Raw genomic sequence first — 24,000 nt, 5'->3', positions numbered from 1 at the left:
GGCTACAAGCCTGTCGCTTCGCTGGATGCTTCGCACAGGTCCGCTACACTGGGGCTGACGGAGGCTTGGTAGCCACCGTGTCGACCATCCTGAACTGGGCAGCAAGGAGAGCTGTATGCGCAATATCATTTATATCATCGGCTTGATCGTGGTGGTGCTGTTTATCCTGTCCATGCTGGGGCTGCGCTAGGACCGGGTGACGATCCCGAGGTCATGGCCGGCATCATCTCGCCGGTCGTGATCCATCGACAGGCCGTCATGCTCCTGCGAGTAACCCTTCCACCAGGCTGTGAAGCTGCTCCTGATTGAAACGGTTGCCGTCCGAGCTTGGCGTCGGATCGGCCGTGATGGCGATGGTCAGGCTGCGCGATGGAATCACATACAGCCCCTGCCCGCCGAAACCCCGCCCGTAGTAGACACGCTCGTTCGCCAGCGTGGTGACGAACCAGCCGTATCCGTAGCCGTCGCCCGTCCAGCGTGAGGTACCGTGTGCCTGCCAGGACGCCTCGACCCACCCTTCGGGCAGTATTCTAACGCCATTGACCACGCCGTCATGGCGATAGAGTTCGCCGATCTGGATCAGTGCCCTGGGCGAGAGTGCCATGTCGTTGCCGCCGAAGTAGATACCCTGCGGGTCCTGTGGCCAGGGCGGGATGACGATATCGAGTGGCTCGCCGAGCAGGCGTCGGGCCAGTGCCAGTGTGCTTTCGCCGCTTGCCTCGGTGAGGGCGGCCGAGAGCAGATGGGAACTGCCGGTGGAATAGAGCATCTCGCCACCGGGTCGGGCGACGAATGGGCGGCTCAGCGCATTGGCCACCCAGTCGTCGCTGGCCACCCAGGCGCCATAGTTGTTGCCGGAGGTGCGTTCGAGTCCCGCCTGCAGCGTCAGCAGATGTTCCACCGTGATCTCGTCGATACGCGGATCGGCCTGCTCAGGAACCCGTGGCCCGAGCAGTGCTACGATCGGCTGGTCGACGCCCTCGATCAGGTTTGCCTCGATGGCTGCGCCGACCAGGGCTGCCAGTACGGTCTTGGACAATGACTTGATGTTGACTGGTTGGTCGGTGGCGGGACCATCCAGCCGATGCTCCAGAACGATCTCGCCCCGTTCGGCGACGACGATGGCGTGCAGTCGGGAGATGTCCTCCGCCTCGCTGGCTAGTTGCGCCAGAGCCTGCTCGCTTACGCCAGCTTGTGCGCCTTGCTGCGCCTGGGCCCGTTGCGAGGGCGAACTCAGCAGGAACAGGCACAGCAGTAACGGTAGCATGGCCGGGAGCCAGCGATGGTGAAGGACCCGCGCCATGGCAGCTAGGATAGTCGACATGCCTGTCCTCTCTCGCAATTTCGTTCTTCTCTTCGAGAACCACGAGTTGCTGGAGGTTCCGAATGCGACAGGCTTATCCAAACCCAACGCAGGAGGCAGGACATGGAACATCGACTCTACCTGCTACGCTGGCTGGGGGCTGGGTTGGGCGCGCTGCTGCTGGCCGGTTGCGTAGGTCGTGTCTTGCCACCCGAGCCTCGATCGCTCGCTGAGCCCGTCGATGTCTACCTGCTCGACCATGGACGCCACTCAAGCCTGGTGCTGCCACGCGAGGAGGGCGGCGTGGTGCGCTACAGCTACGGTGAATGGCGCTGGTACGTAGAGGGGCGCCGCCATTTGCCCGCCGGAGCCGCGGCCATGCTTTGGCCCACCAAGTCCGGGCTGGGGCGAGGCGTCTACCCTGAGATAAGTTCACCCGGCCAGTTCCATCGGCTGGCTCCGGAGGGATTGACCGATGTTCATGCATTCCAAGCCGAAGCGGCGCGCGTGCTGGCCCTGCGACGACGGCTCGATGAGCATTTCGAGCAGGCCGCTAGTGAGCCGGTGCCGAGCGAAGAGTTCGGGCTGGAGTTCGTTCCCTATCCGCGGCGGTACTCCGCCGTCCACCAGTCGAATCTGGTCGTTGCGCGCTGGTTGCTTGCACTGGATGTCGACGTGCATGGCAGCCCCTGGTTTTCAAATTGGCGAGTCGACACGCCCTGAATGACCTCACCAATTCGACGCATTGTGCGGCGCTGAGCCATCGATAGACACTTCCTTTCGCCTGGAAGAATCGCTATGTATGCTGAGGAAGGAGCGATACGCGGCTGTCGCCTTCCGGCGGCGGCTCAAAGGGACCACCTGGAGGGTCTAGTCCATGCCGGAGACACCCGAGAGTCCACTTTACAAGGATAGGCGCGTCATGGCCTTGGTGGCCGTGGCCGTGCTCGCCATCATCTGGGCAATCTTTGCTCACAACAGCGCCACCGATCACCGCGACCGCAGCGAAGCCCTCGAAGAGCAACTGGCGGCAATCGAGGGCGAGCATCAGGATCTGCTCGCGGAACTCAACGAACGCAATCAGGCCGGGGAGGATATCGAGACACAGCAGGCACGGCTAGCCGAACTCGAGGAAGAGCGTCAGTCGCTAGAGGCCGCCATGAGCGAGGAGCAGCAGGCCATCCGCGGCGAGATCGAGCGGCTCGAGGCCGAGGCCGATAATGCGCAGGCTCGTCTAGAGGCGCTACAGGAAGAACGTTCGACGCTGGAGAGTGAGCTGGAAGCCCGCCGCGGCGAGCAGGCCGAGATGGAAGAGAGCCTCACTGCGCTGCAGGAGAACTATCAGGCCGTGGATCAGGCGCGCGCCGATGCACAAGCGGCACGTCAGGATGCGGAGAGTGCCCGGCAGGAGGCAGAAGAGGCGCGTCAGGCTGCAGAGGAGGAGCGCCAGCAGGCGGAAGAGGCACATCAGCAGGCCGAGGCCGAGCTCGAGCAGCTTACCAGCGAACTGGGCCAGATGCGGGAAGAGGCGGCTAGTGCCGAAGAGCGGCTCACGACCCTCAACGAGGCGTTGGCAGAGCGCCAGCAGGGACTCGAGGCAATGGAGAGCGATATCGAAGCGCTGGAAGCCAGGCGTGACGAGGTCGAAAACGAAATAGGCGAGATCCGCAACGAGCGCGACGCCGCCATGTCCGAGCTCGAGTCGATTCGCCAGGAGCGCGACCGGTTGAACGAAGAGATCGAGTCCGGCCGCAGCAGCCTCGAGGAGACCGAAGCCCAGATCGAACGCCGGCAAGGGCAGCTGCAGCAACTCGAGGCACAGCTGGCACAATGGCGCGATACACTGGCCGAACTCGAATTGCGCACCGAATCGGCCGAGCAAGGCCGGCAGCAGCAAGACCAGCAACAGCAAGATAGGCAGCAAGACCAGCAGCAAGGCCAGCAGCAGAAAGATCCGCAGGAAGAGAGGGCCGATGCCGAACGCAGCTGACGCACTCTCGGGAATCGTTGCGGCGGGCCAAGGCTCGCCGCACGCCGTTTCAGGCATACGTGGTTGTCGGATCTGCCACCCAGTCGCCGGCATCGGCGCGTATACTGTCGAGACAGGCGAATCGGCGCTCGCTGCCTTACGCAATGATACAAGGAGTCAGTCGTGATCGAAGGGGTCAAGCATATCGTGGCCGTAGCATCCGGCAAGGGTGGGGTGGGCAAGTCCACCGTTACCGTCAACCTGGCGCTGGCCATGGTGGCCGAAGGTTATCGGGTGGGGATTCTCGATGCCGACATCCATGGCCCGAGTCAGGCCCAGATGCTGGGCGTGTCGGAAGGTGTTAGGCCCCAGCAGGCCGGCGAGAACAAGTTCCGGCCGCTGGAGACGCACGGCATGCAGGCCATGTCGATGGCCTTCATGGTCGATACCCGGGAGCCCATGGTATGGCGCGGGCCGATGGTGGCAGGTGCCTTCCAGCAGTTGCTGACCCAGACCGCCTGGCAGGATCTCGATGTACTGTTCATCGATATGCCCCCGGGCACCGGTGACATTCAACTGACCCTCGCGCAGAAGGTGCCGGTGGACGGGGCGGTGATCGTCACCACGCCGCAGGACATTGCGTTATTGGATGCCCGCAAGGGGATCGAGATGTTCCGTAAGGTGAACGTGCCGGTGCTGGGCGTGGTGGAGAACATGAGCCTGCACGTGTGCTCACACTGCGGTCATGCCGAGCCGATTTTCGGCGAAGGGGGCGGTGAACGCATTGCCGCCGAGTATGAGACGCGTGTGCTGGGCCGGCTGCCGTTGACACTGTCGATCCGAGAGCAGGTGGATGGTGGGCGGCCGACGGTGGTCGCCGAACCGGAGGGGGAAGTGACCGGAATCTTCCGTGACATGGCACGGCAAATCGCCGATGCGCTCGCGGGTAAGTCGGCGGACGAAGGGCCAAGCATCTCGTTCAGCGACTGAATCCCTCGGTCTGTCTGGCCCCGTTAGCCGCAGGGCCGTGACGGCTGCATTCAGGGCCGCTATGATAGCGGCCCTAGGCTATGTCTGAAAATTGTCTGCGCTTGGCCATACGGCGTTAAAAATCAGCTCAAAGTACTCATTTACACTACGTAAACTCCGTCTTTTCGCTGATTTTTGCCTTGTCTGGCCTTCGCTCGCCGACTTTTCAGCCAAAGCCTATTTCTTCATTCTTCGGTACAACTTCTTCTCAGGACGTCCCATGAGCATCAGACCCGACAGTTGGATCCGCCGCATGGCCGAGCGGGAAGGTATGATCGAACCCTTCGAAGCCGACCAGGTGCGTTACGTTAACGATCAGCGGGTGATCTCCTACGGGACCTCCAGCTACGGTTACGACGTACGCTGCGCCGACGAGTTCAAGGTGTTCACCAATATCCACTCCGCGGTGGTCGACCCCAAGGCGTTCGACGAGAAGAGTTTCGTCGACATCAAGGGTGACGTCTGCATCATTCCGCCGAACTCCTTCGCCCTGGCGCGCACGGTGGAATATTTCCGTATCCCGCGCAGTGTACTGACCATTTGCCTGGGCAAGTCGACCTACGCGCGTTGCGGCATCATCGTCAACGTCACGCCGCTGGAGCCCGAGTGGGAGGGGCATGTGACCCTGGAGTTCTCCAACACTACCAACCTGCCGGCCAAGATCTATGCCAACGAGGGCGTGGCGCAGATGCTGTTCCTGGAGTCGGATGAAGTGTGTGAGGTTTCCTACAAGGATCGCGGTGGGAAATACATGGGGCAGAGGGGAGTCACCTTGCCCCGTACTTGACCTCTACTCTTCGTCCAACTCCTCGGCGGCGTCGGCGTGGGAGAGACGCAGCCCATGGGGTGGCAGCGTCGTGCCGTCGAGAATGGCGGCGTCGCCCTCGAGGCGCAGGCGCCCTTCCAGGAACCACTTCACCGCGATGGGGTAGATCAGGTGCTCGCGGGCGTGCACCTTCTCCTTGAGGCTGGCTTCGGTTTCGCCCTCGCTCACCTTCACCACGGCCTGGATGGCCACCGGGCCACCGTCGAGCTCCTCGGTGACGAAGTGCACGCTGCAGCCGTGTTCGGCCACACCGTCGGCCAGCGCCTTGGCGTGGGTGTTGAGACCGCGATAGGCAGGCAGCAGGGAAGGGTGAATGTTGAGCATGCGGCCATGGAAGCGCTGCACGAAGCGCGAGCTGAGGATCCGCATGAAGCCGGCGAGGATTACCAGATCGGGCTCGTGGCGCTCGATCACCTTGATCAGGGCGATGTCGTAGGCGTCACGGCTGTCGTACTCGCCGTGGGGCAGGACCACCGCATCGATGCCGGCGTCACGGGCGCGCTGCAGCCCGTAGGCGTCCGCCACGTTGGAGATCACCGCGACGATTTCCCCGCCCAGCCGGTCGTGGGTCTGTTCGTCGATCAGCGCTTGCAGGTTGCTGCCGTTGCCGGAGATCAGCACCACCACCCGGCGCGCGCCTGTCGGCTCGGGCGTCAAGTCGTTGAGCGTGTCCGCGTAGCTCTCGCTCATGCCTCGAGGTTCTCCAGCAGCACGGCATCTTCGTTCTCGCCGCGAGCGACGATCTCGCCGATGCGATAGACTGTCTCGCCCTGGGCCTGCAGGTGGGCCCGGGCCTGGTCGGCCTTGTCGGCTGGCACGACCACGACCATGCCGATGCCGCAGTTGAGCACGCGGTACATTTCCTGCTCTGCGACGTTGCCTTGCTGCTGGAGCCAGTCGAACAGCGCTGGCCGGGTCCAGCTCTTGACGTCGATGCGGGCGGTGAGCGTCTCCGGCAGTACACGGGGCACGTTCTCCAGCAGGCCGCCGCCGGTGATGTGCGAGAGGGCATGGACCGCGATACCGCTCTCCTTGATCAACGACAGCAGCGGCTTGACGTAGATGCGCGTGGGGGCGAGCAGGGCGTCGCCGAGCGGCTGGCCGTCGATAGCGGTGTCCAGCGAAGCACCGCTGACATCGAGGATCTTGCGAATCAGCGAGTAGCCGTTGGAGTGCGCCCCGGTGGAGGCGATGCCCAGCAGCACGTCACCTTCGCCGACCTTGCTGCCGTCGAGGATCTCGGACTTCTCCACCACGCCGACGCAGAAGCCGGCCAGGTCGTAGTCGCTGCCTTCGTACATGCCGGGCATCTCGGCGGTTTCGCCGCCCACCAGCGCGCAGCCGGCCCGTTCGCAGCCTTCACCGATACCCGTTACCACGTCGGCGGCGATATCCACGTCCAGCTTGCCCGTGGCATAGTAATCGAGAAAGAACAGCGGTTCGGCGCCGGCGACGATCAGATCGTTGACGCACATGGCAACCAGGTCGATGCCGATGGTTTCATGGCGACCCAGGTCCATGGCCAGGCGCAGCTTGGTGCCCACGCCGTCGGTGCCGGAAACCAGCACCGGCTCGCGATAGCCGGAGGGCAGTTGGCACAGGGCGCCGAAGCCACCCAGCCCGCCCATTACCTCGGGGCGCATAGTGCGCTTCGCAACGCCCTTGATGCGGTCGACCAGGGCATTGCCGGCATCGATGTCGACGCCGGCATCCTTATAGCTCAGCGAAGCCTTGGCATTGTCGGGAGAGGTGGAATCGGTCATGGCCTGTCCTGTAGGAAGTAAACGCAGTAGTGGTTCGTTGACTGGCGCCAGACGACATGTCGCCTGATGTCCGGAGCAGTGGGCAAGGTCGGGCCGGAATTGTAGCATCACGAAACACGGCTCGCATTGCCGTGAATGACAAACGCAGGGAGGTGTGATGCGCAGAGAATGGTGGATCCTGGTCGGCGTGGTAGCGGTGGTGTGGCTGCTGTTCCAGTTGGAAGCGATGTTGATGCCGTTCATTGCCGGCATGATCCTGGCTTACCTGTGTGATCCCCTGGCCGATCGGCTCGAGCGCCTGGGGTTGTCGCGTACGCTGGCGGTATGCGCCGTGTTCCTGGTCATGTCGATCGTATTGGTCATCGCCCTGTTGATCCTGATCCCGCTGCTCATGCAGCAGATCCGTCAGTTCAATCAGGTGATTCCGGGGATCTTCACCTGGGTGCAGACGGTACTGGCCCCTCAGGTACAGGGCTGGACAGGGCTCGACCTGACCGCTGATCTCGCTGCCATACAGCAAACGCTAGGACAGAACTGGCAGAATGCCGGCGAATACGCGGCTCAGTTCCTGGGTCAGGTTGGTCGATCGGGCATGGCGTTCATCACCTGGATCACCTATGTGGCGCTGATCCCGGTGGTGACCTTCTACTTGCTGCTCGACTGGGACAGGATGGTGGCCAACCTGCACGACACGCTGCCACGCCGCTGGGAGCCGGATGTGGTTCGTCTCGGCCAGCGCTGCGATGAAGTGCTGTCGGCTTTCCTGCGCGGACAGCTACTGGTCATGCTGTCCCTCGGGGCAATTTATGCCATCGGCCTGACGCTGATCGACGTGCGCTTCGGGCTGTTGATCGGCATGGCGGCGGGGCTGGCCAGTATCGTACCGTTCCTGGGTTTCATCGTCGGGCTCAGCGTCGCATTGGTCGTGGCGTTCTTTCAGTTCGAGGGCTGGTTGGTGCTGATCGGCGTCGTGGCGGTGTTCGCCACCGGCCAGGTACTGGAGAGCGTATTGCTTCAGCCCAAGCTGCTGGGGGATCGCATCGGGCTTCACCCGGTGGCGGTCATCTTCGCCGTGCTGGCAGGGGGCAAGCTGTTCGGTTTCACCGGCGTGCTGCTGGCGCTGCCGGCCGCTGCGGTGATCATGGTACTCTTGCGGGAACTCAACGATCGCTACAGGCGAAGCACGCTGTACGACGTCGATGGGCCGGAGCATCGCCACGAGGATCTACCATGAGCCGAGCGCCTGCGCAGCTGCCGTTGGGAGTGGGGTTGCGCGACGATGCGACTTTCGACAGCTTCCTGCCGGCAGCCAACGCCAGTCTGGTCGAACATCTCTCGCGTCAGCTCGATCCCGACGGCGAGCCGTTCCTGTATGTGTGGGGCGCGTCCGGCAGTGGTCGTAGTCACTTGCTGCAGGCGGCCTGCCACGCGGCCTCGGACCGAGACCTGCGTGCGCTCTACTTGCCACTACGGGACCTCGGCCATTTTCCTCCCTTGATGCTCGAGGATGCCGAGCGCCTCGACCTGGTGGCTATCGATGACGTGGACAGTGTCATCGGGCGGCGTCGTTGGGAAGAGGGGCTCTTCCATGCCTTCAATCGCCTGCGCGATGCCGGCAAGCGGCTGGTGGTGTCCGCTGCCGTGGCGCCCCGCCAGTTGCCGGTAAGACTTCCCGACCTGGCCTCGCGCCTGACCTGGGGCGTGACCTACCATTTGCAACAACTCGACGATGGCGAGCGGCTACAGGCCCTGCAGCTTCGTGCCCGGATGCGTGGGATCCAGCTTCCCGACGAGGTGGCACGTTACATCCTGCATCGCGGCCCACGACGTCTCGAGGAACTGTTCGAGGCGCTGTCGGTTCTGGATCGTGCTTCGCTTACCGCTCAGCGCAAACTGACCATCCCCTTCGTCAAGCAGGCGCTGGGCTGGTAATGCCGGTTCAGCGGCTCAGATTGACCTCGAGGCGCTGGCCGTTGCGCAGCGACACCTGACGCAGGATCACCTGGCGCTGCCCGCGCGAGTTGACCGCGCTGCCAGAAACGTAGAATTCCCCCGGCGGGAGTCCCTGCAAGGTAAAGTTGCCATTGCCGTCGGTTCGTGTGGTGTGGGTGTACTCGCGCGCTCGCGGGTCGGCAGGCTCGACGGCCTGGCCGGCTAGGGCGTGCTCCGCGGCTTCGGCCGAATAGGTGGTGACGGGAGCGACGGAAATGGTCTCCCCGGCGCCCGGTGTGCCGTTCAGGCTGAGTCGGCCGGCAATGGCGGCGGTGCCTGACTTTGGCAGTGCGGCATACTCCTCGGCGGGGAAGGCAACTTGACGAGGGATACGGCTTGGAGCCGGAGCGGGGCGCTGCTCATCGGGACGCTCGGTATCGGGACGTTGGGGCTCGCCGATCTCGATGATTTCGATGCGTTCAGGGGGCGGGCCCGGCTCCATCATCTGGCAACCGGCGAGAAACAGGCCCAGCAGGGCTACGGGTATCCAGACTTTCATTCGCTTGCATCCTCATGGCTATGCCCGTACCCAGCGAGCATAAACGATGAAGGAAGCCGGGGGACAGGCCAAAAAACGAAAGGTCCGCCGAAGCGAGTTCGGCGGACCTTCAGAAAGACGTTGTGACGCTATCGCGTTACGCCTTGGCAGCTTGGCTGGAAGTAGCCTGCTGTGTCTGCTTCAGGCTGCTCTCGGCGAGCTTTTGACTCTGCTGCAGGAAGTCCTGGTTCAGGGAAACGACCTTTTCGGCATCGCCCTTGAGCCGCTCGGTCATGTCCTTGGCGACCTGCTGCTGACCTTCAAAATAGCTGCGCAGGCCATCGGCATCGCGCACGTCGAGCAGCCCACGGGCCTGGGCCAGGCCTGTGTCGGCATATGCCTTGGCGGTGTCCAACTGGGCGGAGAGCAGCTTCTCGGTATAGTCGATGCTCAGAGCGGCATAGGCACGGGCCGGGCCGAGAAGCATGGCTTCGAACGGCTTGGTGTCGAAGCTGAATGTCTTCATCATTTCCTGTGAACCTCCTGGTTCGCGATAGATAACGAACGGGAATCCGTCCTGCTGCATTGCAGCATAGCAGAGTGGTTTTTGCGCCGCAATATAAGATTCGGTAAGCCTCTGTAGCGTCCTGTCAGAGCTTTCAGAGCTTTCCTCAGGCGGCGCATTCGATCCGATTGCGTCCGTTACGCTTGGCCTGTAGCAACAGGGCATCGGCGCGATGGATCAGGTCGACGACGAAGCGGTCGGCGGGCTCCAGGCTGGCGATACCGATACTGATGGTGAGCGGAGTCGTCTGAGATAGCGTTCGCTGCAGGCGTTCGGCAATCTCGCTTGCCCCGGCGGCTGTGGTTTCAGGCATCAGAATGATGAATTCGTCGCCTCCATAGCGCCCAACCAGATCGCACTCCCTGACCGTGGCCAGTATGGTATGGGCAACGCGCCGCAGCGCTTCGTCACCCGCGAGATGGCCCTCGACATCGTTGATTTCCTTGAAATGATCGACGTCGAGCATCATCAGGCAAAGCGGCTGCTCATAGCGAAAGGCGCGGCGAAGCTCCAGTTCAGCCAGCTCCAGCAGGTAGCGGCGGTTGTAGATATCGGTCAGGGGGTCATGCGTCGCCAGATGAGTCAGGTGTTCGTTGGCGGCTATGAGTTCCGCCGTACGTTCGTGTACCCGTCGTTCGAATTCCTTGCTGTTGGGGTAAGCTCCGCCAGGCTGATTAGAGAGCAGCGACATGTCGCGAGACACACCGAACAGATGGGTAACGTAACCCTCTTGATTGGTGATCGGCACCAGCAGTGTCTGCCAGTGGCCTTGTTGACAGATCCCGTTGCGGTCGATGTACCCCCCTTCTTCTTCATAGCGAATGGGGCTGCGGCACTCGACGCAGCGCTTCAGGTTGGCGATGACGCCATGGCCCATGTGAGGCGGGAGTAACTGTTCGATGCGTTTGCCTATGGCAATGGTGTCATTGCCGAGCATGGCCTGGCGCGTTGGATTCATGGCTTCGACCACGAAGTCGGTGGGGCCCTCGACGCGAACGATGAACATGTGCTCGGGGCAATATTCCCAGAGGCTGCGCACCAACAGCATGCCAGCGTTGGCATTGAGCCGGCTGAGAATGTCAGACGTCATCCAGGGGGTCTGATGCATGGCTAGGTTCCCTTTAGTGGCGTTCCTCTTTGTCCCAGAGGTAACGTTGAGCCTGCGGCACTGCAGCATTAACACTAGGTCGCGGCAATTCTTTGCGCAGCATGATTTTCGTCATGACATTGGAGGGTAGGGTTTGAGCTCACCCATTCTCAGCATGATGGAACTCAAACTGCAGTGAAGTGATGCACTCCTATACTGTCTGAACGTTCCATGGACAGGAGAACCGCCCTATGCCGAGCCATGGCAGCGACGAACATCGTGCGACGGAAGCCGCCGGATGCCTTTCGTGCTATCTCAAAGCCCTGTGCGTTCCACAAGGGTTGTCTCCCGAGGAGATTGCGTTGCTGGATGAACTCATCTTCCCTCCCATCCGCCTGGAAAAGCGCGAAGTGCTCTGCGTCCAAGAGGCGTCGTTCGATAACCTCTATGTCGTGCGCACCGGCTACCTCAAACAGGAGACGGCTGTCGAAGGCGCCGAGAGCCTGCTGACCGCACTCTGGCTTCCCGGGGATATCGTCGGCTGCGACGCCATCGGCCTGGGGCGTTATCCCGCTACCGTAAGCGCGCTCGAGACCGCAACGTTGTGCAAGCTCCCTTTCGATCAGTTCGAGGCACTGACACAGAGGATGCCCAGGCTACGCCGGCACCTTCAACGCAGTATCAGTCGAGCCATGCATGAAGAGAGGTTGAGCCTGCATCAATTGCTGTGTCGCACTGCCGAGGCGCGCCTGGCCTATTTCCTGTTGAGCGTATCGTCCTGCTTTCATCGCCGCGGCTACTCGGCCTCGCACTTTCGCTTGCCGATGACGCGCAACGACATCGGCAGTTACCTGGGACTCACTCAGGAAACGGTCGGCAGGACGCTCGCGACCTACCAGAACCAACGGCTGCTTCGCGTGCATGGGCGTGAATACCATCTTCTCGATCTTCCCCGTCTCGAGCGACTTGCCTCTTCCACCGGCAGGCGGCAGAAGAGGCCTCAGGGTCGCCCTGTCGATCAAGCTCGCTGAGCCATCATGGAAGCTCGGTGCTGTTCCCAGTACTCGAGCAGAACGCGACATTCGCCTTCCTTCTCCCTGACGAAGTTCACTAGTGGTTGATGCAACTCCGGGGTGGCATTGGTGTTCAACAGCCATTCGAAGAAGTGCTTCGATTCCGCTGCCGAGCGCACGGCCTGTTCGATGATCTGGTTACCCATGATGTCGTCAATGACGAAGAAATGCCGCTGGTCCAGCGTGAAGTTCGAAGCACTCAACGGCACTTCAGTGACGCAAGCTTCGAGTTCCAGGCACCTGGCCGCCTGGCGAAGCATGTCGAGGCGCTTCTCGCTCTGCAGGCCCAAGGTGGCCATCAAGCGGCTCGTTTGCGGGGCGTGCGGCAGAAAGCTGAGCGCCAGCCGGCGGTAGCGTTGGAGTTCGGCGGCCTCGTGCGCATTGGCGAGAGTAAGCTGTTCATGGGGCAGCAGCAGGGTAGAGGTCATGAGATGTTTCGTCCGCTTTGCTCTAGAGCCGTTATCGGAATTGCCTGGAGTGGGTAGGCAAAGCGATCTTAGGGAAAGGGGCTTTTGCGCTGCAACGACAGTTATCATGTTCCGCTTCGATAACGCCGAATCAGTGCGCAGGTTTGATAACTGTCAAAAACTGCTTCAGGCACACGCAGCCTGTGCCTGGCTTGCGTGACACCAGGCTTGGCACCATGGTGAAGGAAGAGTCGACAAGCGAGGGAGTGACATGAGCGAACATCGTATCGAGCGCGACAGCATGGGCGAGCTTCGGGTGCCGGCCGCAGCGCTCTATGGCGCCCAAACCCAGCGGGCGGTGGAGAATTTTCCGGTCTTGGGTCAGCCGATGCCTGCGGCATTCATCCACGCCATTGCCCGCATCAAGCTGGCTGCTGCCAAGGTGAACCGGGATCTGGGGCTACTCGACGAGAAACGGGCCGAAGCCATCATGGCGGCCGCGCAAAGGATCGTCGATGGCGAGCACGATGAGCAGTTTCCCGTAGATGTGTTCCAGACCGGCTCGGGCACCTCGAGCAATATGAATGTCAACGAGGTCATCGCACACCTGGCCAGCCGCGAAGGATTGAAAGTGGGGCCCAACGACCACGTCAACATGGGCCAGTCGAGCAATGACGTCATCCCCACCGCGATCCATCTTTCCGCGGCGCTGGAGGTCACCGCACAGCTACGTCCGGCACTGGTGCAGCTGCGCGCCACCATCGACGAGCGCGCTCTCGAGCTGGACAGGGTGGTGAAGACCGGGCGAACCCACTTGATGGATGCCATGCCGCTGCGCCTGGGGCAGGAGCTGGGAGGCTGGTCGAGCCAGATCGGGCAGGCGATCGAGCGTATCGATAGTGCCATGGTGCGCCTCGCCAGGTTGGCCCAGGGCGGTACGGCGGTGGGTACCGGTATCAACGCCCATCCGGAGTTCGCCGAACGCATGGCGCGGGAACTAAGCGATCAAACCGGCCTTTCGCTGAGCCCCAACGACAGCTTCTTTGCCAGTCTTGGCTCCCAGGATGCCGCCGTGGAACTTTCGGGGCAGCTCAAGGGCCTGGCCTGCGTGATCATGAAGATCGCCAACGACCTGCGCTGGATGAATTCCGGCCCTCTGGCCGGCCTGGGCGAGATCGAGCTGGAGGCGCTGCAGCCGGGCAGCTCCATCATGCCGGGCAAGGTCAACCCGGTGATACCCGAGTCGGCGGCGCAGGCCGCTGCCCAGGTGATTGGCCTGGACGCGGCAGTGACGGTGGCAGGGCAGAGCGGCAACTTCCAGCTCAACGTGATGCTGCCTCTCGTTGCCAACAACCTGCTGACTGCTATCAAGCTAATGAGCAATACGGCACGGCTGCTCGGCGAGCGGGCCATTGCCACGTTTCGCGTGCGGGAGGAGAGCCTGGCCGAGCCGCTGGCGCGCAACCCGATACTGGTCACAGCCTTGAACGGGGTGATCGGCTATGACGCTGCTGCCGCCATCGCCAAGCAGGCCTACCAGGCCGGGCGACCTATCATCGAAGTGGCCGAGGAGCAGACCGACCTGGGGCGGGACGAGCTCGAGCGCCTGCTCGATCCTGTCAGGCTGACCCAGGGGGGATTACCCGACTGAGCTCTTTCAATCCTGCTGATCGCGAGAGCGAGCTTCACGAATGGTCTCGCGCGCCCATTTGCGCTCGTCTCCGTCCGCCTCGGGGCAGTCGTGCTCATCGCTGCGCGAGGGCCGAAAGCAGAGCGATACCAGGATGGCGAAGTGGTCCGAGCCGAAATAGGGCAGCCTTCTCAGTGCTTTCAAGGTGAAATGCTCGCTGGTGAAGACATGGTCGAGCGGCCAACGAAGCAGGGGATAACGAGCATGGTAGGTGCTGTACATGCCTCGGCCTCTGCGGAGATCGAGCATGCCGCTGATGCGACAGAACAGCCGCGTGGTACGCGACCAGGCCACATCGTTCAGGTCGCCGGCGACGATGGTGGGAGCAGGCTCGCGATGGATGGTCTTGCCGACCAGGAGCAGCTCGGCGTCGCGCCACAGCGTCTCTTCGCTCTCGTTGGGGGCTGGCGGGCGTGGGTGGAGAGCATGCAACCGCAACGTATCGCCACTTTCGAGCGTGACCTCGGTGTGGATGGAAGGGATGTCGTCCTGGATCAACCACTCGACACGGGTGTTGCTGAGGGAAAGCCGTGAGTACAGATGCATGCCGTATAGATTGTCGAGAGGAATCTTGACGCTATGGGGCCATTTCTCGTCGAGTTCGGCGTCGAGCTGCTCCTGCCACCAGGCGTCGGACTCGAGAGTCAACACGACATCGGGGTCGTTCTGGCGGATGATTTCCAGGAGTCGTGCGGCCCGACGATTCGTAGTCAGGACGTTGGCAATCAGCAGTGTGATGCAGCGGGACTGGTGTCCCGGCTCGGCATCCTGCACCTGAAGCGGCCAGAGGCGAGTCCAGGGGAGAATGAAGCGGGCTTGCAGGGCAACGACCAGCAGGCTCGCTACGAGCAGTAGCCAGCGCCAGGGTGATTCGAGTGGAAGCGAAAGCAGGGCGGTGAGTAGGGCGGCAAAGGCCAGCTGCAACCGGGGGAATTCGCAGGCTCGTATCCACCACCAACGCAGCGGCAACTTGGCGATCAGTGTGGCAGCGAGCAGCAGCACGACCGCGCTGCCCAGTGCAAGGGAGTAGATAATCACGGAGTCTCCTGAGGCTAGGCCCTGAATCGGGCAATACCTCCCTCAGGAGACTACGCCATGTCAGCCTCAGGCAGCCAGCGCCTGATGGTGGGCTTCGACGTGTGCGGCGAGGCGTTCCACCTGGCGCGGTGTCAGGCGCAGGCCCAGCTTGGTACGTCGCCACAGGATGTCCTCGACGCCAAGTGCCCACTCTTGATCAATGAGGTAGTCGGCTTCGGCAGCGGTGAGGCCGGCGCCGAACTCCTCCCCCAGGTCGTCCGCCCCCCTGGCACCTTCGAGAAAGCGCAGGCAGAGGCTGCCGTAGCTACGGGCGAAGCGTCGCGCACGTTCCTCACCGAGCCAGGGGTAATCGCCAAGCAGGTGCGCCATGAAGTGCTCATGACTGACGATGTCGCCTCCCGGCAGGGCGGTGGTGGCGGTCCAGCTCGTCCCCATGCCGGGCAGGGCAGGCGCTAGCAGTGTCAGCGCGGCTTCCGCCAGCTTGCGGTAGGTGGTGATCTTGCCGCCGAACACCGACAGTAACGGGGCGCCGGTTTGGTCCAGGGCCAGGGTGTAGTCGCGGGTCATGGCTGAAGGATCGGCCGATTCGTCGTCGCACAGCGGGCGCACGCCGGAGAAGCTTGTGATGACGTCGCGACGGTCGAGCTGACGACGGAAGTGCTCGTTGACCACGCCGAGCAGATAGTCGATTTCTTCCTCGCTGATGGCGACCTGTGTCGGATCGCCCTGATAGCGACGGTCGGTGGTGCCGATCAGGCTGAAGTCATCCTCGTAGGGTAATACGAAGACAATGCGGCGGTCGCTGTTCTGCAGGATATAGGCACGGTCGTCGGCGTTGAGGCGTGGCACGACGATATGGCTGCCCTGGATCATGCGGATGGAATAACGCGAAGGGCGCGCGGCTTGCTCGCGCACTACTTGCTCGACCCAGGGGCCCGCAGCATTGACCAGGGTTCGTGCATGACGCTCGAAGCGCTTGCCACTGCGCACGTCCTCCAGTTCGATACGCCAGATCCCGTCCTCTTCCCGCGCCCCCGTACAGCGCGTGCGCACCAGTATTTCCGCGCCGCCTTCACGGGCTTGCAACGCATTGAGCACCACGAGTCGGGCATCGTCCACCCAGCAATCCGAATATTCGAAACCGCGCATCATCTCGGGCTTCAGCGGCGAGGCGGCATCGAAGCGAACGCTTCGCGATCCGGGCAGCTTCTTGCGCTTGCCGAGATGGTCGTACAGAAACAGCCCGGCGCGGATCATCCAGGCGGGGCGAAGGTGGGAACGGTGCGGCAGGATGAAGCGCAACGGCCAAATGATGTGCGGTGCCTTATGCAGCAGCACTTCGCGCTCGCGCAAGGCTTCTCCGACGAGGCGGAACTCTCGGTGCTCGAGATAGCGCAGGCCGCCGTGGATCAGCTTGCTGCTTGCCGATGACGTGGCGCCGGCCAGGTCGCCTTGCTCGCACAGGCCTACCGCCAACCCGCGGCCGGCGGCATCGTTGGCGATGCCGGTACCGTTGATGCCGCCACCGATAATGAATATGTCGAGTAGCTTGCGAGACGTTTGCGCCATGGGGAAAAGGCTCCGAACTGACGGTCCGCGGAGCGGAACCGATCCAACGCTGATGTTTGAAAACGAACATATAGCAATCGAAATCGAACATCAAGGTCTCGGGCACGACAATGCCGACATTCGGGTGTCGGCAGAGCGGTCTGGCTGAGGGTACGGCTCAGGCGATATGCAGGGCGACGTCGTTGACCTGCATGAGATGGACGATGCGCTCGGGTGGCTGGCGGTCGGTGAACAGGGCATCCAGTTGCGCGATGTTGCCCTGGCGTACGACGGGATTGCGATGGAACTTTGAGTGGTCGGCGGTCAGGTAGACCTGGCGAGAGTTATGGATGATCGCCTGTGCAACGCGCGCCTCCTGGTAGTCGAACTCCAGCAGTGAGCCGTCTTCGTCGATGCCGCTGATGCCGATGATGCCGAAGTCGACCTTGAACTGGTTGATGAAGTCGATCGTCGCCTCGCCGATGATGCCGCCGTCCCGGGAGCGAACCTGGCCGCCGGCGATGATGACATTGAAATCTTCCTTGTGCTGGAGGATGGCCGCCACGTTGAGGTTGTTGGTGATCACCTCGAGGCCTTGGTGGTCGAGCAGGGCTTCCGCCACCACTTCGTTGCTGGTGCCGATGTTGATGAACAGCGAGGCGTGATCGGGGATATGCCTGGCAACCAGGGTGGCAATGCGGCGCTTGGCGTCGAGATTGAGGTTCTTGCGCGTGCTGTAGGCGGTGTTGACGGTGCTGGACTCGAGCCCGGCACCACCATGCACGCGGCGAATCATGCCCTCTTCCGCCAGCGCGTTGAGATCGCGGCGGATGGTCTGGGGGGTGACGGAGAAGTGCTCCGTCAACTGCTCGATGCTGGCATAGCCCTGGCGGCGTACCAGGTCAACGATGGCATCTTGTCGTTGTTGCTGGTTCATGTCGGCTCCCTTTCGATCACGCGAGTGTAAGCGATTCGGCCCGCCGCCGGCAGGCGTTCAGCCCTTTGTGCTACGAAAGTCGTAAAGCATTGCGAACATGTTCAAGTACTCTTGATGATCATAAACGAACATACAACGACAGGATTCAACATGGCCGACTATCTTCTCGCCATCGACCAAGGCACCACCAGCTCACGTGCCATTCTTTTCGACCGTGGCGGCCATGTGGTCCGCGTTGCGCAGCGGGAGTTTCCCCAGCACTTTCCCCGCGACGGCTGGATCGAACACGACCCGCAGGACATCTGGGACACGGTATTGGCCACGTGTCGCGAAGTGGTGCAAGAGTCGGGCGTTGCGCTCGATGCTATCGCCGGTATCGGTATTACCAACCAGCGCGAGACCACCCTGTTGTGGGAGAGGGCCACGGGCCGTCCGCTCTACAATGCCATCGTCTGGCAGGATCGGCGCACCGCCGACCTCTGCCAGCAGATGCGTGATCAGGGGGGGAGTGCACTGGTCCAGGAGCGCGCCGGGCTATTGATCGATCCTTACTTCTCGGCAACCAAGCTGGCCTGGCTGCTGGATAACGTCGAAGGTGCCAGGGAGCGCGCCGAGCGCGGTGAGCTCGCCTTCGGCACGGTGGATAGTTACTTGCTGTGGAGGCTGACCGGCGGCCAGGTTCACGCCACCGACGCCACCAATGCCTCGCGTACCATGCTGTTCAACATCCATACCCAGCAGTGGGACGAGGAACTGCTCAGTCTTTTCGACATTCCCTCGGGCTTGCTGCCGGAGGTGCGCGACAGCAGCGGTGACTTCGGTACCGCGCAAGCCGAGTGGCTGGGGGCCGAACTGCCGATCGGCGGGGTAGTCGGCGACCAGCAGGCCGCGCTGGTAGGGCAGGCCTGCTTCGAGCCGGGCATGGGCAAGAGCACCTATGGCACCGGCTGCTTCATGATCGTCAATACCGGCGACACGCCGGCGACCTCACGCAACCGATTGCTGACCACCGTGGCCTATCGGCTGGGTGGCAAGACCACTTATGCCATGGAGGGAAGTATCTTCGTGGCCGGCGCGGCCGTGCAGTGGCTGCGTGACGGGCTGAAGCTATTCAAGGAGGCCGCCGAAACCGAGGCTCTGGCCAAGCAAACCCGCGACGGGCATAGCGTATACCTGGTCCCCGCCTTCACCGGGCTGGGCGCGCCGCACTGGGATCCCAAGGCGAGGGGGGCGATCTTCGGCCTGACCCGTGATACCGGTATCGCCGAGATCGTAGCCGCAGGGCTACAGGCGGTCTGCTACCAGACGCGCGACCTGCAGGCCTGCATGAGCGATGACATGGGCGTGCCGCCGGGAACACTGCGCGTCGATGGCGGCATGGCGGCCAATTCGTGGCTGGTGCAGTTCCTGGCCGATATGCTGGGAGTGCAGGTCGACCGGCCTACGGTACTCGAGACGACGGCGCTGGGCGCTGCCTACATGGCGGGGCTGCGCTTCGGCTGGTATCGCGACCTTGAGGAAATCGCCGAGCTGTGGCGTTGTGAGAGAACCTTCACGCCGAGCATGCCCGAAGCCGAGCGCGAGCGGCTTTACAAGGGCTGGCTCGAAGCGGTGGGGCGTGTAAAAAGCACTGCCTGAAGCTTGCAAAAAGCAGCGATATCGGTAAGATATGCATCCGTTGCCGCAGCGAAGATTTGTCGGTGACAGGCGGGCTGCCGCCATTCGGAAGAATGGAAACAGCCGCAAAAAGCCGGGAGCAGGACCATAGCTCAGTTGGTTAGAGCGCCACGTTGACATCGTGGAGGTCGGCGGTTCAAATCCGCCTGGTCCTACCAGCTTGCCCTGCGATTTCCAGGACCATAGCTCAGTTGGTTAGAGCGCCACGTTGACATCGTGGAGGTCAGCGGTTCAAATCCGCTTGGTCCTACCAGTATCCCGGAACGCCCCGTGGCTCAAATGTCACGGGGCGTTCTGCTTTGCGCCATTCGTCAGCGCGAGGCCAGGAAGTCGGGCAGGTCGGTGCGTGCCACGAACACGCGCATCAGCGCCTCGATGCCGGCCTGATCGGATTCGACGAAGCGGCCGGGTTGAGGGCTATCCAGGTCGAGTACGCCCCACAGCGCTCCCTCTCTCACGATTGGAACCACCAGCTCAGCGTTCGAGGCGGCATCGCAGGCGATATGGTCGGCGACGGCGTGCACGTCGTCGATACGCTGGGTCCGGCGACTACGGGCGGCGGCGCCACAGACGCCTTTGGCGAACGGAATAGGGTTGCAGGCGGGCTTGCCCTGGAAAGGGCCGAGGGTGAGCAGCTCGGGCTGGCGTTGCAGGTAGAAGCCCGCCCAGTTGAGCTCCGGCACTTGCTGCATGATGAAGGCGGATGTCTGCGCGGCATTGACCAGCCAGTCGCTATCGTCGAGCAGGGCTTCGAGCTGTCGGGCCAGCAGTGAATAGTCGGGATATGCCATGACATCTCCTCAATGAGTGTTCGGGAGTGACTCAGACACGAACGGGCCGACGCATGGCGTCGGCCCGTTGACGTTCAGACGGCGACAAGCCCCGGTTTCACTCCCAGCCGGGTACTGCACCGCCGTCGAACAGCTCCTGGGCCTTGGCGGCAACTTCTTCGCTCTGGTAGGCCGAGACCAGTTGCTGGATCTCCTCGCGCTCCTCGTCGCCCGCGCGCACCGCGATCAGGTTGACGTAGGGCGACTCGGGCCCCTCCTTGATCAAGGCGTCGTCCAGGCTCAGGCCGGCCGGCTGGGCGAAGGTGTTGTTGATGAAGGCCAGGTCGACGTCCTGCAGCACGCGCGGCAGCTGGGCCGCCTCGATCTCGCGGAAGCGGAAATCACGCGGGTTCTCGACCACGTTGACCGGTGTGGCCTCGAGGTTCTCGTGATCGTCCAGCTCGATCAGGCCGGCGTTGTGCATCAGGATCATCGCACGACCGCCGTTGGTGGGGTCGTTGGGCAGGGCGATGATGGCACGCTCCGGCAGCTCCTCGATGCTGTCGTGCTTCTCGGAGTAGGCGCCGATCGGATAGACGAAGGTGCGTCCGGCCACGGTCAGGTCGTAGCCGCGGTCGTCGATCATGCTCTGCAGGTAGGGCTCGTGCTGGAAGGCGTTGGCGTCGAGGCTGCCGTCGGCCAGCGCCGCATTGGGCGACACGTAGTCGGTGAATTCGATGATTTCGACCTCGAGATCATAACGATCCTTGGCGATCTGTACCGCCACTTCCATGACTTCCGACTCCGGGCCGGACATGGTGCCGACCTTGATCGAGCGGGTCTCGGTGGCGTCGTCGTTGCCGCAGCCGGCGATCAGGGTGGCGCCGAGCAGGGTGGCGGCGCCGAGCAGACGGGTCAGGCTTGCTTGCATTGGGTCGTTCTCCTTGGGTGTTGCGTCACTTGCGATCCGATTTGCGTACCAGATAATCCCCCAGGCTCTGGAAGCCCTGCACCATGACCACCAGGATGGCGACGGTGATCAACATGACGGTCGGGTTGAAACGGTTGTAGCCGTAGCGGATGCCGAGATCGCCCAGGCCACCACCGCCCACGGCGCCGGCCATGGCCGAGTAACTCACCAGTGTGACGATGGTGATGGTCAACCCGGTAATGATGCCGCCGCGGGCCTCCGGCAGCAGTACCTTGGTAATCACCTGGCGGGGTGTGGCACCCATCGACTGGGCGGCTTCGACCAGTCCCGGTGGTATCTCGTTGAGCGCGCCTTCCACCAGTCGTGCGACAAAAGGAATGGCGGCGAGGGTCAGCGGCACGATGGCGGCATTGGTGCCGATGGAGGTGCCCACGACCATACGTGTGAAGGGAATGATCGCCACCATCAAGATGATGAAGGGAATCGAACGACCGATATTGGTTGCCATGCCGAGAACCTGGTTCAGCACGGGGCGCGCGAGAATCTGGCGTGGGCGGGTGACATAGAGCATCACGCCCAGCGGCACGCCGAGCAGGGCCGAGATCACGCCCGATACGGCGACCATGTAGAGCGTGTCCAGGGTCGCCTGGAGAATCAGGTCAATCATCGCGCTGGACATGGCCGAGCACCTCCACGTGAAGATCATGGGTTTCGAGGTAGTCGATGGCGCGGCGGGTCTGCTCCGGTGTGCCGAGCAGCTCGGCGATCATCAGCCCCAGGGTGCGCTCCTGGATCGACTCCACCTTGGCTTGCAGGATGCTCACGTCCACACCGCATTCCCTGGCCAGCCGGGAAATCAATGGGGTTGAGACCGCATCGCCCGAGAACGCCAGGCGCACCACTGGGTGGGTACGCTCGCCCGGTACGTCCTCGAGCCTTTCCACCAGGGCCTTGGGCGGCTCGAGCTGGAGGAAATCATTGAGGAATTCGCGGCCGAGCCGGGTGCGGGGGGCGGTAAAGAAGTCGCCGACCTCGGCTTCCTCGACCAGTTCGCCGTCCGAGATCAGGCTGACCCGATGGCAGATCGACTTGACCACCTCCATCTCGTGGGTGATCAGCAGGATGGTCAGGCCGAGCTTCTGGTTGATCTCGCGCAGCAGGGTGAGAATCGAGCCGGTGGTCTGCGGGTCCAGCGCCGAGGTCGCCTCGTCGCACAGCAGCACGCGGGGTTCGCTGGCCAGTGCCCGGGCAATGGCCACGCGCTGTTTCTGGCCACCGGAAAGTTGTGCCGGGTACTGGCGCGCCTTGTCGGAAAGGCCGGTCAGCTCGAGCAGCGGCAGCACGCGCTCGCGAATGGCGCTGCGTTTCATACCCATCAGCTCGAGGGGCAAGGCAACATTGTCGAAGACGTTGCGCGTGGTCAGCAGATTGAAATGCTGGAAGATCATGCCGATGCGGTGCCGTGCCTGGTTGAGCGCGGCGGAAGAGAGGCCAGTCATCTCCTGGCCGTCGACAACGACGCTGCCGCTCGTGGGGCGTTCGAGCAGGTTGACGCAACGAATCAGGGTCGACTTGCCGGCACCGGACAGGCCGATGACGCCGTGGATGCTGCCTTGCGGGACATGAAGGTCGACGTTCCTGAGCGCCTCGATCGTCCGGGACGAGGTGTCGTGTCGGCGGGCAGTGAACGGTAGCCGGCTTCTGGGGCCGGTGAGATGGTAGGTCTTGGAAACGTTGCGTAGCGTAATCATCTGGCTTCCTACGGGCCGTCCCGGAGGGGCGGGCGCAGCGATAGCCGAAATGGATGGCCGAAACGAAAAAAGGCCACCCTGACGGGTGGCCATCAACGCTGGACACACCCTTTTAGCTGCACTTCACGTCGTCGGGGAAATGGAACGTCCCCATCGGCGTGGGCGCCCGCAATCCGGGTACAAATCGGCGCCTGAAATGTGATGCGGCATATTAGGATCAAAGGCGTACCCTGTCAATGCGTATGGTGGATGATCGGGTGTCTACCGCCTGGCTTCGATAAATCTTGCTGCATTCATGACTAATCGCATGGTTTCATCTCGAACTCTTCGCGCTGCGTTCGCTGGCTGGCAATGGACGTTGCGTTGCCGAATTCTTACACTGCGAAACCCATCTGCTCTAACTCCCTGTCGGAGGCTGCCCAGGAGGCGTCATGTTCACAGGCATCGTTCAGGGGACGGCGGAAGTCGTCGCCATCAAGGAAGCGGAGGCCTTCCGTACCCACGTGGTGAGCCTGCCCGAACAACTGCGCGAAGGGCTCGAGCTGGGGGCCTCGGTGGCCCATAACGGTGTGTGCCTGACCGTTACTGCTGTCGAGGGCGAGCGGGTCAGCTTCGACCTGATGCGCGAGACGCTACGCGTGACCAATCTCGGTGCGTTGCGCGAGGGCGACCGCGTCAATATCGAGCGGGCGGCGCGCTTCGGGGACGAGATCGGCGGGCATGCGATGTCCGGGCACGTCATGGCCATGGCGGAACTGGTGGAACTGGACCAGGCACCCAACAACCGCCGGCTCTGGTTCGAGGTACCCGATGCGCTGGGGCGCTTCTTGTTCGACAAGGGTTACATCGGGGTCGATGGCATCAGCCTGACGATAGGCGAGGTGCGGCGTGCGACGGTTGATCACGGCCCGCGCTTCTGCGTCGACCTGATCCCGGAGACGCTGGAGCGCACCATCCTTGTGGATCGCGTCCCGGGCGACCGGGTCAATATCGAGGTCGATCCCCAGACCCAGGCCATCGTCGAAACGGTCGAGCGTGTGCTTGCCTCACGCGGTGTCTGAGTTACGGTTCAAATGACCGTTTCGTCAAGTCTGCGTTGGTAGCCGCGCTGGCGCATGGCGCAGAGTTTGCTTATACAGAGCGAACCGTGCCGCGGCATGGCGTCC

24 protein-coding genes and 2 tRNA genes are annotated in these 24,000 nt (G+C 62.6%); 12 read left to right on the top strand and 14 right to left on the bottom strand.

Annotated features, from left to right (window positions below):
- Positions 1-256: 256 nt before the first annotated feature.
- Positions 257-1,324, bottom strand: coding sequence for a serine hydrolase domain-containing protein (locus tag ACRWQA_RS11785; RefSeq protein ID WP_434232198.1), 1,068 nt, complete (start codon positions 1,322-1,324; stop codon positions 257-259).
- A 102-nt stretch (positions 1,325-1,426) separates the two neighbouring features.
- Here ACRWQA_RS11785 and ACRWQA_RS11780 point away from each other — a divergent pair, with 102 nt between their 5' ends.
- The 4 genes from ACRWQA_RS11780 (at position 1,427) to dcd (ending at position 5,088) form a co-directional block, all read left to right on the top strand.
- Positions 1,427-2,026 carry a hypothetical protein gene (locus tag ACRWQA_RS11780; protein WP_434232201.1) on the top strand — a complete coding sequence of 200 codons (600 nt, stop codon included), beginning with the start codon at positions 1,427-1,429 and terminating at the stop codon, positions 2,024-2,026.
- Positions 2,027-2,180: 154 nt separating this feature from the next.
- Positions 2,181-3,293 (top strand): coiled-coil domain-containing protein, encoded by a 1,113-nt coding sequence (locus tag ACRWQA_RS11775; RefSeq protein ID WP_434232203.1) that lies wholly within the window; start codon positions 2,181-2,183, stop codon positions 3,291-3,293.
- 165 nt (positions 3,294-3,458) lie between these two features.
- The gene (apbC, locus tag ACRWQA_RS11770; protein ID WP_434232215.1) at positions 3,459-4,262 is read left to right on the top strand and encodes an iron-sulfur cluster carrier protein ApbC; all 804 of its coding nucleotides are present in this window, start codon (positions 3,459-3,461) and stop codon (positions 4,260-4,262) included.
- A 259-nt stretch (positions 4,263-4,521) separates the two neighbouring features.
- A complete protein-coding gene (gene dcd / locus ACRWQA_RS11765) occupies positions 4,522-5,088 on the top strand; it encodes a dCTP deaminase (protein WP_263583700.1) in 567 nt (188 codons plus the stop codon).
- 3 nt (positions 5,089-5,091) lie between these two features.
- Here dcd and purN read toward each other — a convergent pair whose 3' ends face one another.
- Entirely contained in the window at positions 5,092-5,817 is a 726-nt protein-coding gene (purN, locus tag ACRWQA_RS11760; RefSeq protein ID WP_434232205.1) for a phosphoribosylglycinamide formyltransferase, read from the bottom strand.
- A complete protein-coding gene (purM, locus tag ACRWQA_RS11755) occupies positions 5,814-6,890 on the bottom strand; it encodes a phosphoribosylformylglycinamidine cyclo-ligase (protein WP_434232207.1) in 1,077 nt (358 codons plus the stop codon). The genes purN and purM overlap by 4 nt, the downstream gene beginning before the upstream one ends.
- Positions 6,891-7,047: 157 nt before the next feature.
- Here purM and ACRWQA_RS11750 point away from each other — a divergent pair, with 157 nt between their 5' ends.
- Positions 7,048-8,124 carry an AI-2E family transporter gene (locus ACRWQA_RS11750; RefSeq protein ID WP_263583703.1) on the top strand — a complete coding sequence of 359 codons (1,077 nt, stop codon included), beginning with the start codon at positions 7,048-7,050 and terminating at the stop codon, positions 8,122-8,124.
- Positions 8,121-8,822 (top strand): DnaA regulatory inactivator Hda, encoded by a 702-nt coding sequence (gene hda, locus ACRWQA_RS11745; RefSeq protein ID WP_263583704.1) that lies wholly within the window; start codon positions 8,121-8,123, stop codon positions 8,820-8,822. Before ACRWQA_RS11750 ends, hda begins: the two co-directional genes overlap by 4 nt.
- A gap of 7 nt (positions 8,823-8,829) precedes the next feature.
- Here the strand turns inward: hda and ACRWQA_RS11740 are convergent, their stop codons facing one another.
- From ACRWQA_RS11740 to ACRWQA_RS11730, 3 genes are all read right to left on the bottom strand, one after another.
- Entirely contained in the window at positions 8,830-9,381 is a 552-nt protein-coding gene (locus ACRWQA_RS11740; protein ID WP_263583705.1) for a carboxypeptidase-like regulatory domain-containing protein, read from the bottom strand.
- Between the two features lie 136 nt (positions 9,382-9,517).
- Positions 9,518-9,889: a phasin family protein gene (locus tag ACRWQA_RS11735; RefSeq protein WP_412031206.1), complete on the bottom strand. Its 372-nt coding sequence runs from the start codon at positions 9,887-9,889 to the stop codon at positions 9,518-9,520.
- 142 nt (positions 9,890-10,031) lie between these two features.
- Positions 10,032-11,033 (bottom strand): sensor domain-containing diguanylate cyclase, encoded by a 1,002-nt coding sequence (locus tag ACRWQA_RS11730; protein ID WP_434232211.1) that lies wholly within the window; start codon positions 11,031-11,033, stop codon positions 10,032-10,034.
- Between the two features lie 341 nt (positions 11,034-11,374).
- Between ACRWQA_RS11730 and ACRWQA_RS11725 the strand changes: the two genes are divergently transcribed.
- Entirely contained in the window at positions 11,375-12,043 is a 669-nt protein-coding gene (locus ACRWQA_RS11725; RefSeq protein ID WP_263583707.1) for a helix-turn-helix domain-containing protein, read from the top strand.
- On the opposite strand, the gene ACRWQA_RS11720 is transcribed toward ACRWQA_RS11725, so the two are convergent.
- Positions 12,031-12,513: a hypothetical protein gene (locus tag ACRWQA_RS11720; protein ID WP_446326181.1), complete on the bottom strand. Its 483-nt coding sequence runs from the start codon at positions 12,511-12,513 to the stop codon at positions 12,031-12,033. The two genes, ACRWQA_RS11725 and ACRWQA_RS11720, sit on opposite strands and share 13 nt — an antisense overlap.
- A 250-nt stretch (positions 12,514-12,763) precedes the next feature.
- Between ACRWQA_RS11720 and ACRWQA_RS11715 the strand changes: the two genes are divergently transcribed.
- A complete protein-coding gene (locus ACRWQA_RS11715) occupies positions 12,764-14,143 on the top strand; it encodes a class II fumarate hydratase (RefSeq protein WP_434228576.1) in 1,380 nt (459 codons plus the stop codon).
- Positions 14,144-14,149: 6 nt separating this feature from the next.
- Here ACRWQA_RS11715 and ACRWQA_RS11710 read toward each other — a convergent pair whose 3' ends face one another.
- The 3 genes from ACRWQA_RS11710 to ACRWQA_RS11700 form a co-directional block, all read right to left on the bottom strand.
- On the bottom strand, positions 14,150-15,214 hold the full coding sequence (locus ACRWQA_RS11710) for an endonuclease/exonuclease/phosphatase family protein (protein WP_434228586.1): 1,065 nt from the start codon (positions 15,212-15,214) through the stop codon (positions 14,150-14,152).
- A gap of 72 nt (positions 15,215-15,286) precedes the next feature.
- Positions 15,287-16,789, bottom strand: coding sequence for a glycerol-3-phosphate dehydrogenase (gene glpD, locus ACRWQA_RS11705; protein WP_434228574.1), 1,503 nt, complete (start codon positions 16,787-16,789; stop codon positions 15,287-15,289).
- A gap of 157 nt (positions 16,790-16,946) precedes the next feature.
- Positions 16,947-17,705: a DeoR/GlpR family transcriptional regulator gene (locus ACRWQA_RS11700; RefSeq protein WP_263583711.1), complete on the bottom strand. Its 759-nt coding sequence runs from the start codon at positions 17,703-17,705 to the stop codon at positions 16,947-16,949.
- 150 nt (positions 17,706-17,855) lie between these two features.
- Between ACRWQA_RS11700 and glpK the strand changes: the two genes are divergently transcribed.
- The 3 genes from glpK (at position 17,856) to ACRWQA_RS11685 (ending at position 19,635) form a co-directional block, all read left to right on the top strand.
- Positions 17,856-19,343 (top strand): glycerol kinase GlpK, encoded by a 1,488-nt coding sequence (gene glpK / locus ACRWQA_RS11695; protein WP_434228573.1) that lies wholly within the window; start codon positions 17,856-17,858, stop codon positions 19,341-19,343.
- 120 nt (positions 19,344-19,463) lie between these two features.
- A tRNA-Val gene (locus tag ACRWQA_RS11690) sits at positions 19,464-19,540 on the top strand.
- An 18-nt stretch (positions 19,541-19,558) separates the two neighbouring features.
- Positions 19,559-19,635: transfer RNA gene (locus ACRWQA_RS11685), tRNA-Val, on the top strand.
- A 58-nt stretch (positions 19,636-19,693) separates the two neighbouring features.
- On the opposite strand, the gene ACRWQA_RS11680 is transcribed toward ACRWQA_RS11685, so the two are convergent.
- The 4 genes from ACRWQA_RS11680 to ACRWQA_RS11665 all read right to left on the bottom strand — a co-directional run bounded on the left by ACRWQA_RS11680 (position 19,694) and on the right by ACRWQA_RS11665 (position 22,834).
- Positions 19,694-20,173, bottom strand: coding sequence for a GAF domain-containing protein (locus tag ACRWQA_RS11680; RefSeq protein ID WP_434228571.1), 480 nt, complete (start codon positions 20,171-20,173; stop codon positions 19,694-19,696).
- 97 nt (positions 20,174-20,270) lie between these two features.
- A complete protein-coding gene (locus ACRWQA_RS11675; RefSeq protein ID WP_434228569.1) occupies positions 20,271-21,083 on the bottom strand; it encodes a MetQ/NlpA family ABC transporter substrate-binding protein in 813 nt (270 codons plus the stop codon).
- A 25-nt stretch (positions 21,084-21,108) separates the two neighbouring features.
- Entirely contained in the window at positions 21,109-21,762 is a 654-nt protein-coding gene (locus tag ACRWQA_RS11670) for a methionine ABC transporter permease (protein ID WP_263583715.1), read from the bottom strand.
- Positions 21,743-22,834: a methionine ABC transporter ATP-binding protein gene (locus tag ACRWQA_RS11665; protein WP_263583716.1), complete on the bottom strand. Its 1,092-nt coding sequence runs from the start codon at positions 22,832-22,834 to the stop codon at positions 21,743-21,745. Before ACRWQA_RS11665 ends, ACRWQA_RS11670 begins: the two co-directional genes overlap by 20 nt.
- Positions 22,835-23,265: 431 nt before the next feature.
- Here ACRWQA_RS11665 and ACRWQA_RS11660 point away from each other — a divergent pair, with 431 nt between their 5' ends.
- Positions 23,266-23,895 carry a riboflavin synthase subunit alpha gene (locus ACRWQA_RS11660; RefSeq protein WP_434228567.1) on the top strand — a complete coding sequence of 210 codons (630 nt, stop codon included), beginning with the start codon at positions 23,266-23,268 and terminating at the stop codon, positions 23,893-23,895.
- Positions 23,896-24,000: the final 105 nt, after the last annotated feature.

The sequence above is a fragment of the Billgrantia sp. C5P2 genome (genome assembly GCF_051062895.2).
Note: the sequence above shows the minus strand (reverse complement) of the source record. Positions and strands in the feature narration are given on the sequence as shown.

What these genes read in the sequence shown, in the direction of transcription:
- ACRWQA_RS11785 (WP_434232198.1), bottom strand. Translation starts at nt 1,324, where the DNA reads ATGTCGACTATCCTAGCTGCCATGGCGCGGGTCCTTCACCATCGCTGG.
- ACRWQA_RS11780 (WP_434232201.1), top strand. Translation starts at nt 1,427, where the DNA reads ATGGAACATCGACTCTACCTGCTACGCTGGCTGGGGGCTGGGTTGGGC.
- ACRWQA_RS11775 (WP_434232203.1), top strand. Translation starts at nt 2,181, where the DNA reads ATGCCGGAGACACCCGAGAGTCCACTTTACAAGGATAGGCGCGTCATG.
- dcd (WP_263583700.1), top strand. Translation starts at nt 4,522, where the DNA reads ATGAGCATCAGACCCGACAGTTGGATCCGCCGCATGGCCGAGCGGGAA.
- purN (WP_434232205.1), bottom strand. Translation starts at nt 5,817, where the DNA reads ATGAGCGAGAGCTACGCGGACACGCTCAACGACTTGACGCCCGAGCCG.
- purM (WP_434232207.1), bottom strand. Translation starts at nt 6,890, where the DNA reads ATGACCGATTCCACCTCTCCCGACAATGCCAAGGCTTCGCTGAGCTAT.
- ACRWQA_RS11750 (WP_263583703.1), top strand. Translation starts at nt 7,048, where the DNA reads ATGCGCAGAGAATGGTGGATCCTGGTCGGCGTGGTAGCGGTGGTGTGG.
- hda (WP_263583704.1), top strand. Translation starts at nt 8,121, where the DNA reads ATGAGCCGAGCGCCTGCGCAGCTGCCGTTGGGAGTGGGGTTGCGCGAC.
- ACRWQA_RS11740 (WP_263583705.1), bottom strand. Translation starts at nt 9,381, where the DNA reads ATGAAAGTCTGGATACCCGTAGCCCTGCTGGGCCTGTTTCTCGCCGGT.
- ACRWQA_RS11735 (WP_412031206.1), bottom strand. Translation starts at nt 9,889, where the DNA reads ATGATGAAGACATTCAGCTTCGACACCAAGCCGTTCGAAGCCATGCTT.
- ACRWQA_RS11730 (WP_434232211.1), bottom strand. Translation starts at nt 11,033, where the DNA reads ATGCATCAGACCCCCTGGATGACGTCTGACATTCTCAGCCGGCTCAAT.
- ACRWQA_RS11720 (WP_446326181.1), bottom strand. Translation starts at nt 12,513, where the DNA reads ATGACCTCTACCCTGCTGCTGCCCCATGAACAGCTTACTCTCGCCAAT.
- ACRWQA_RS11715 (WP_434228576.1), top strand. Translation starts at nt 12,764, where the DNA reads ATGAGCGAACATCGTATCGAGCGCGACAGCATGGGCGAGCTTCGGGTG.
- glpD (WP_434228574.1), bottom strand. Translation starts at nt 16,789, where the DNA reads ATGGCGCAAACGTCTCGCAAGCTACTCGACATATTCATTATCGGTGGC.
- ACRWQA_RS11700 (WP_263583711.1), bottom strand. Translation starts at nt 17,705, where the DNA reads ATGAACCAGCAACAACGACAAGATGCCATCGTTGACCTGGTACGCCGC.
- glpK (WP_434228573.1), top strand. Translation starts at nt 17,856, where the DNA reads ATGGCCGACTATCTTCTCGCCATCGACCAAGGCACCACCAGCTCACGT.
- ACRWQA_RS11680 (WP_434228571.1), bottom strand. Translation starts at nt 20,173, where the DNA reads ATGGCATATCCCGACTATTCACTGCTGGCCCGACAGCTCGAAGCCCTG.
- ACRWQA_RS11675 (WP_434228569.1), bottom strand. Translation starts at nt 21,083, where the DNA reads ATGCAAGCAAGCCTGACCCGTCTGCTCGGCGCCGCCACCCTGCTCGGC.
- ACRWQA_RS11670 (WP_263583715.1), bottom strand. Translation starts at nt 21,762, where the DNA reads ATGTCCAGCGCGATGATTGACCTGATTCTCCAGGCGACCCTGGACACG.
- ACRWQA_RS11665 (WP_263583716.1), bottom strand. Translation starts at nt 22,834, where the DNA reads ATGATTACGCTACGCAACGTTTCCAAGACCTACCATCTCACCGGCCCC.
- ACRWQA_RS11660 (WP_434228567.1), top strand. Translation starts at nt 23,266, where the DNA reads ATGTTCACAGGCATCGTTCAGGGGACGGCGGAAGTCGTCGCCATCAAG.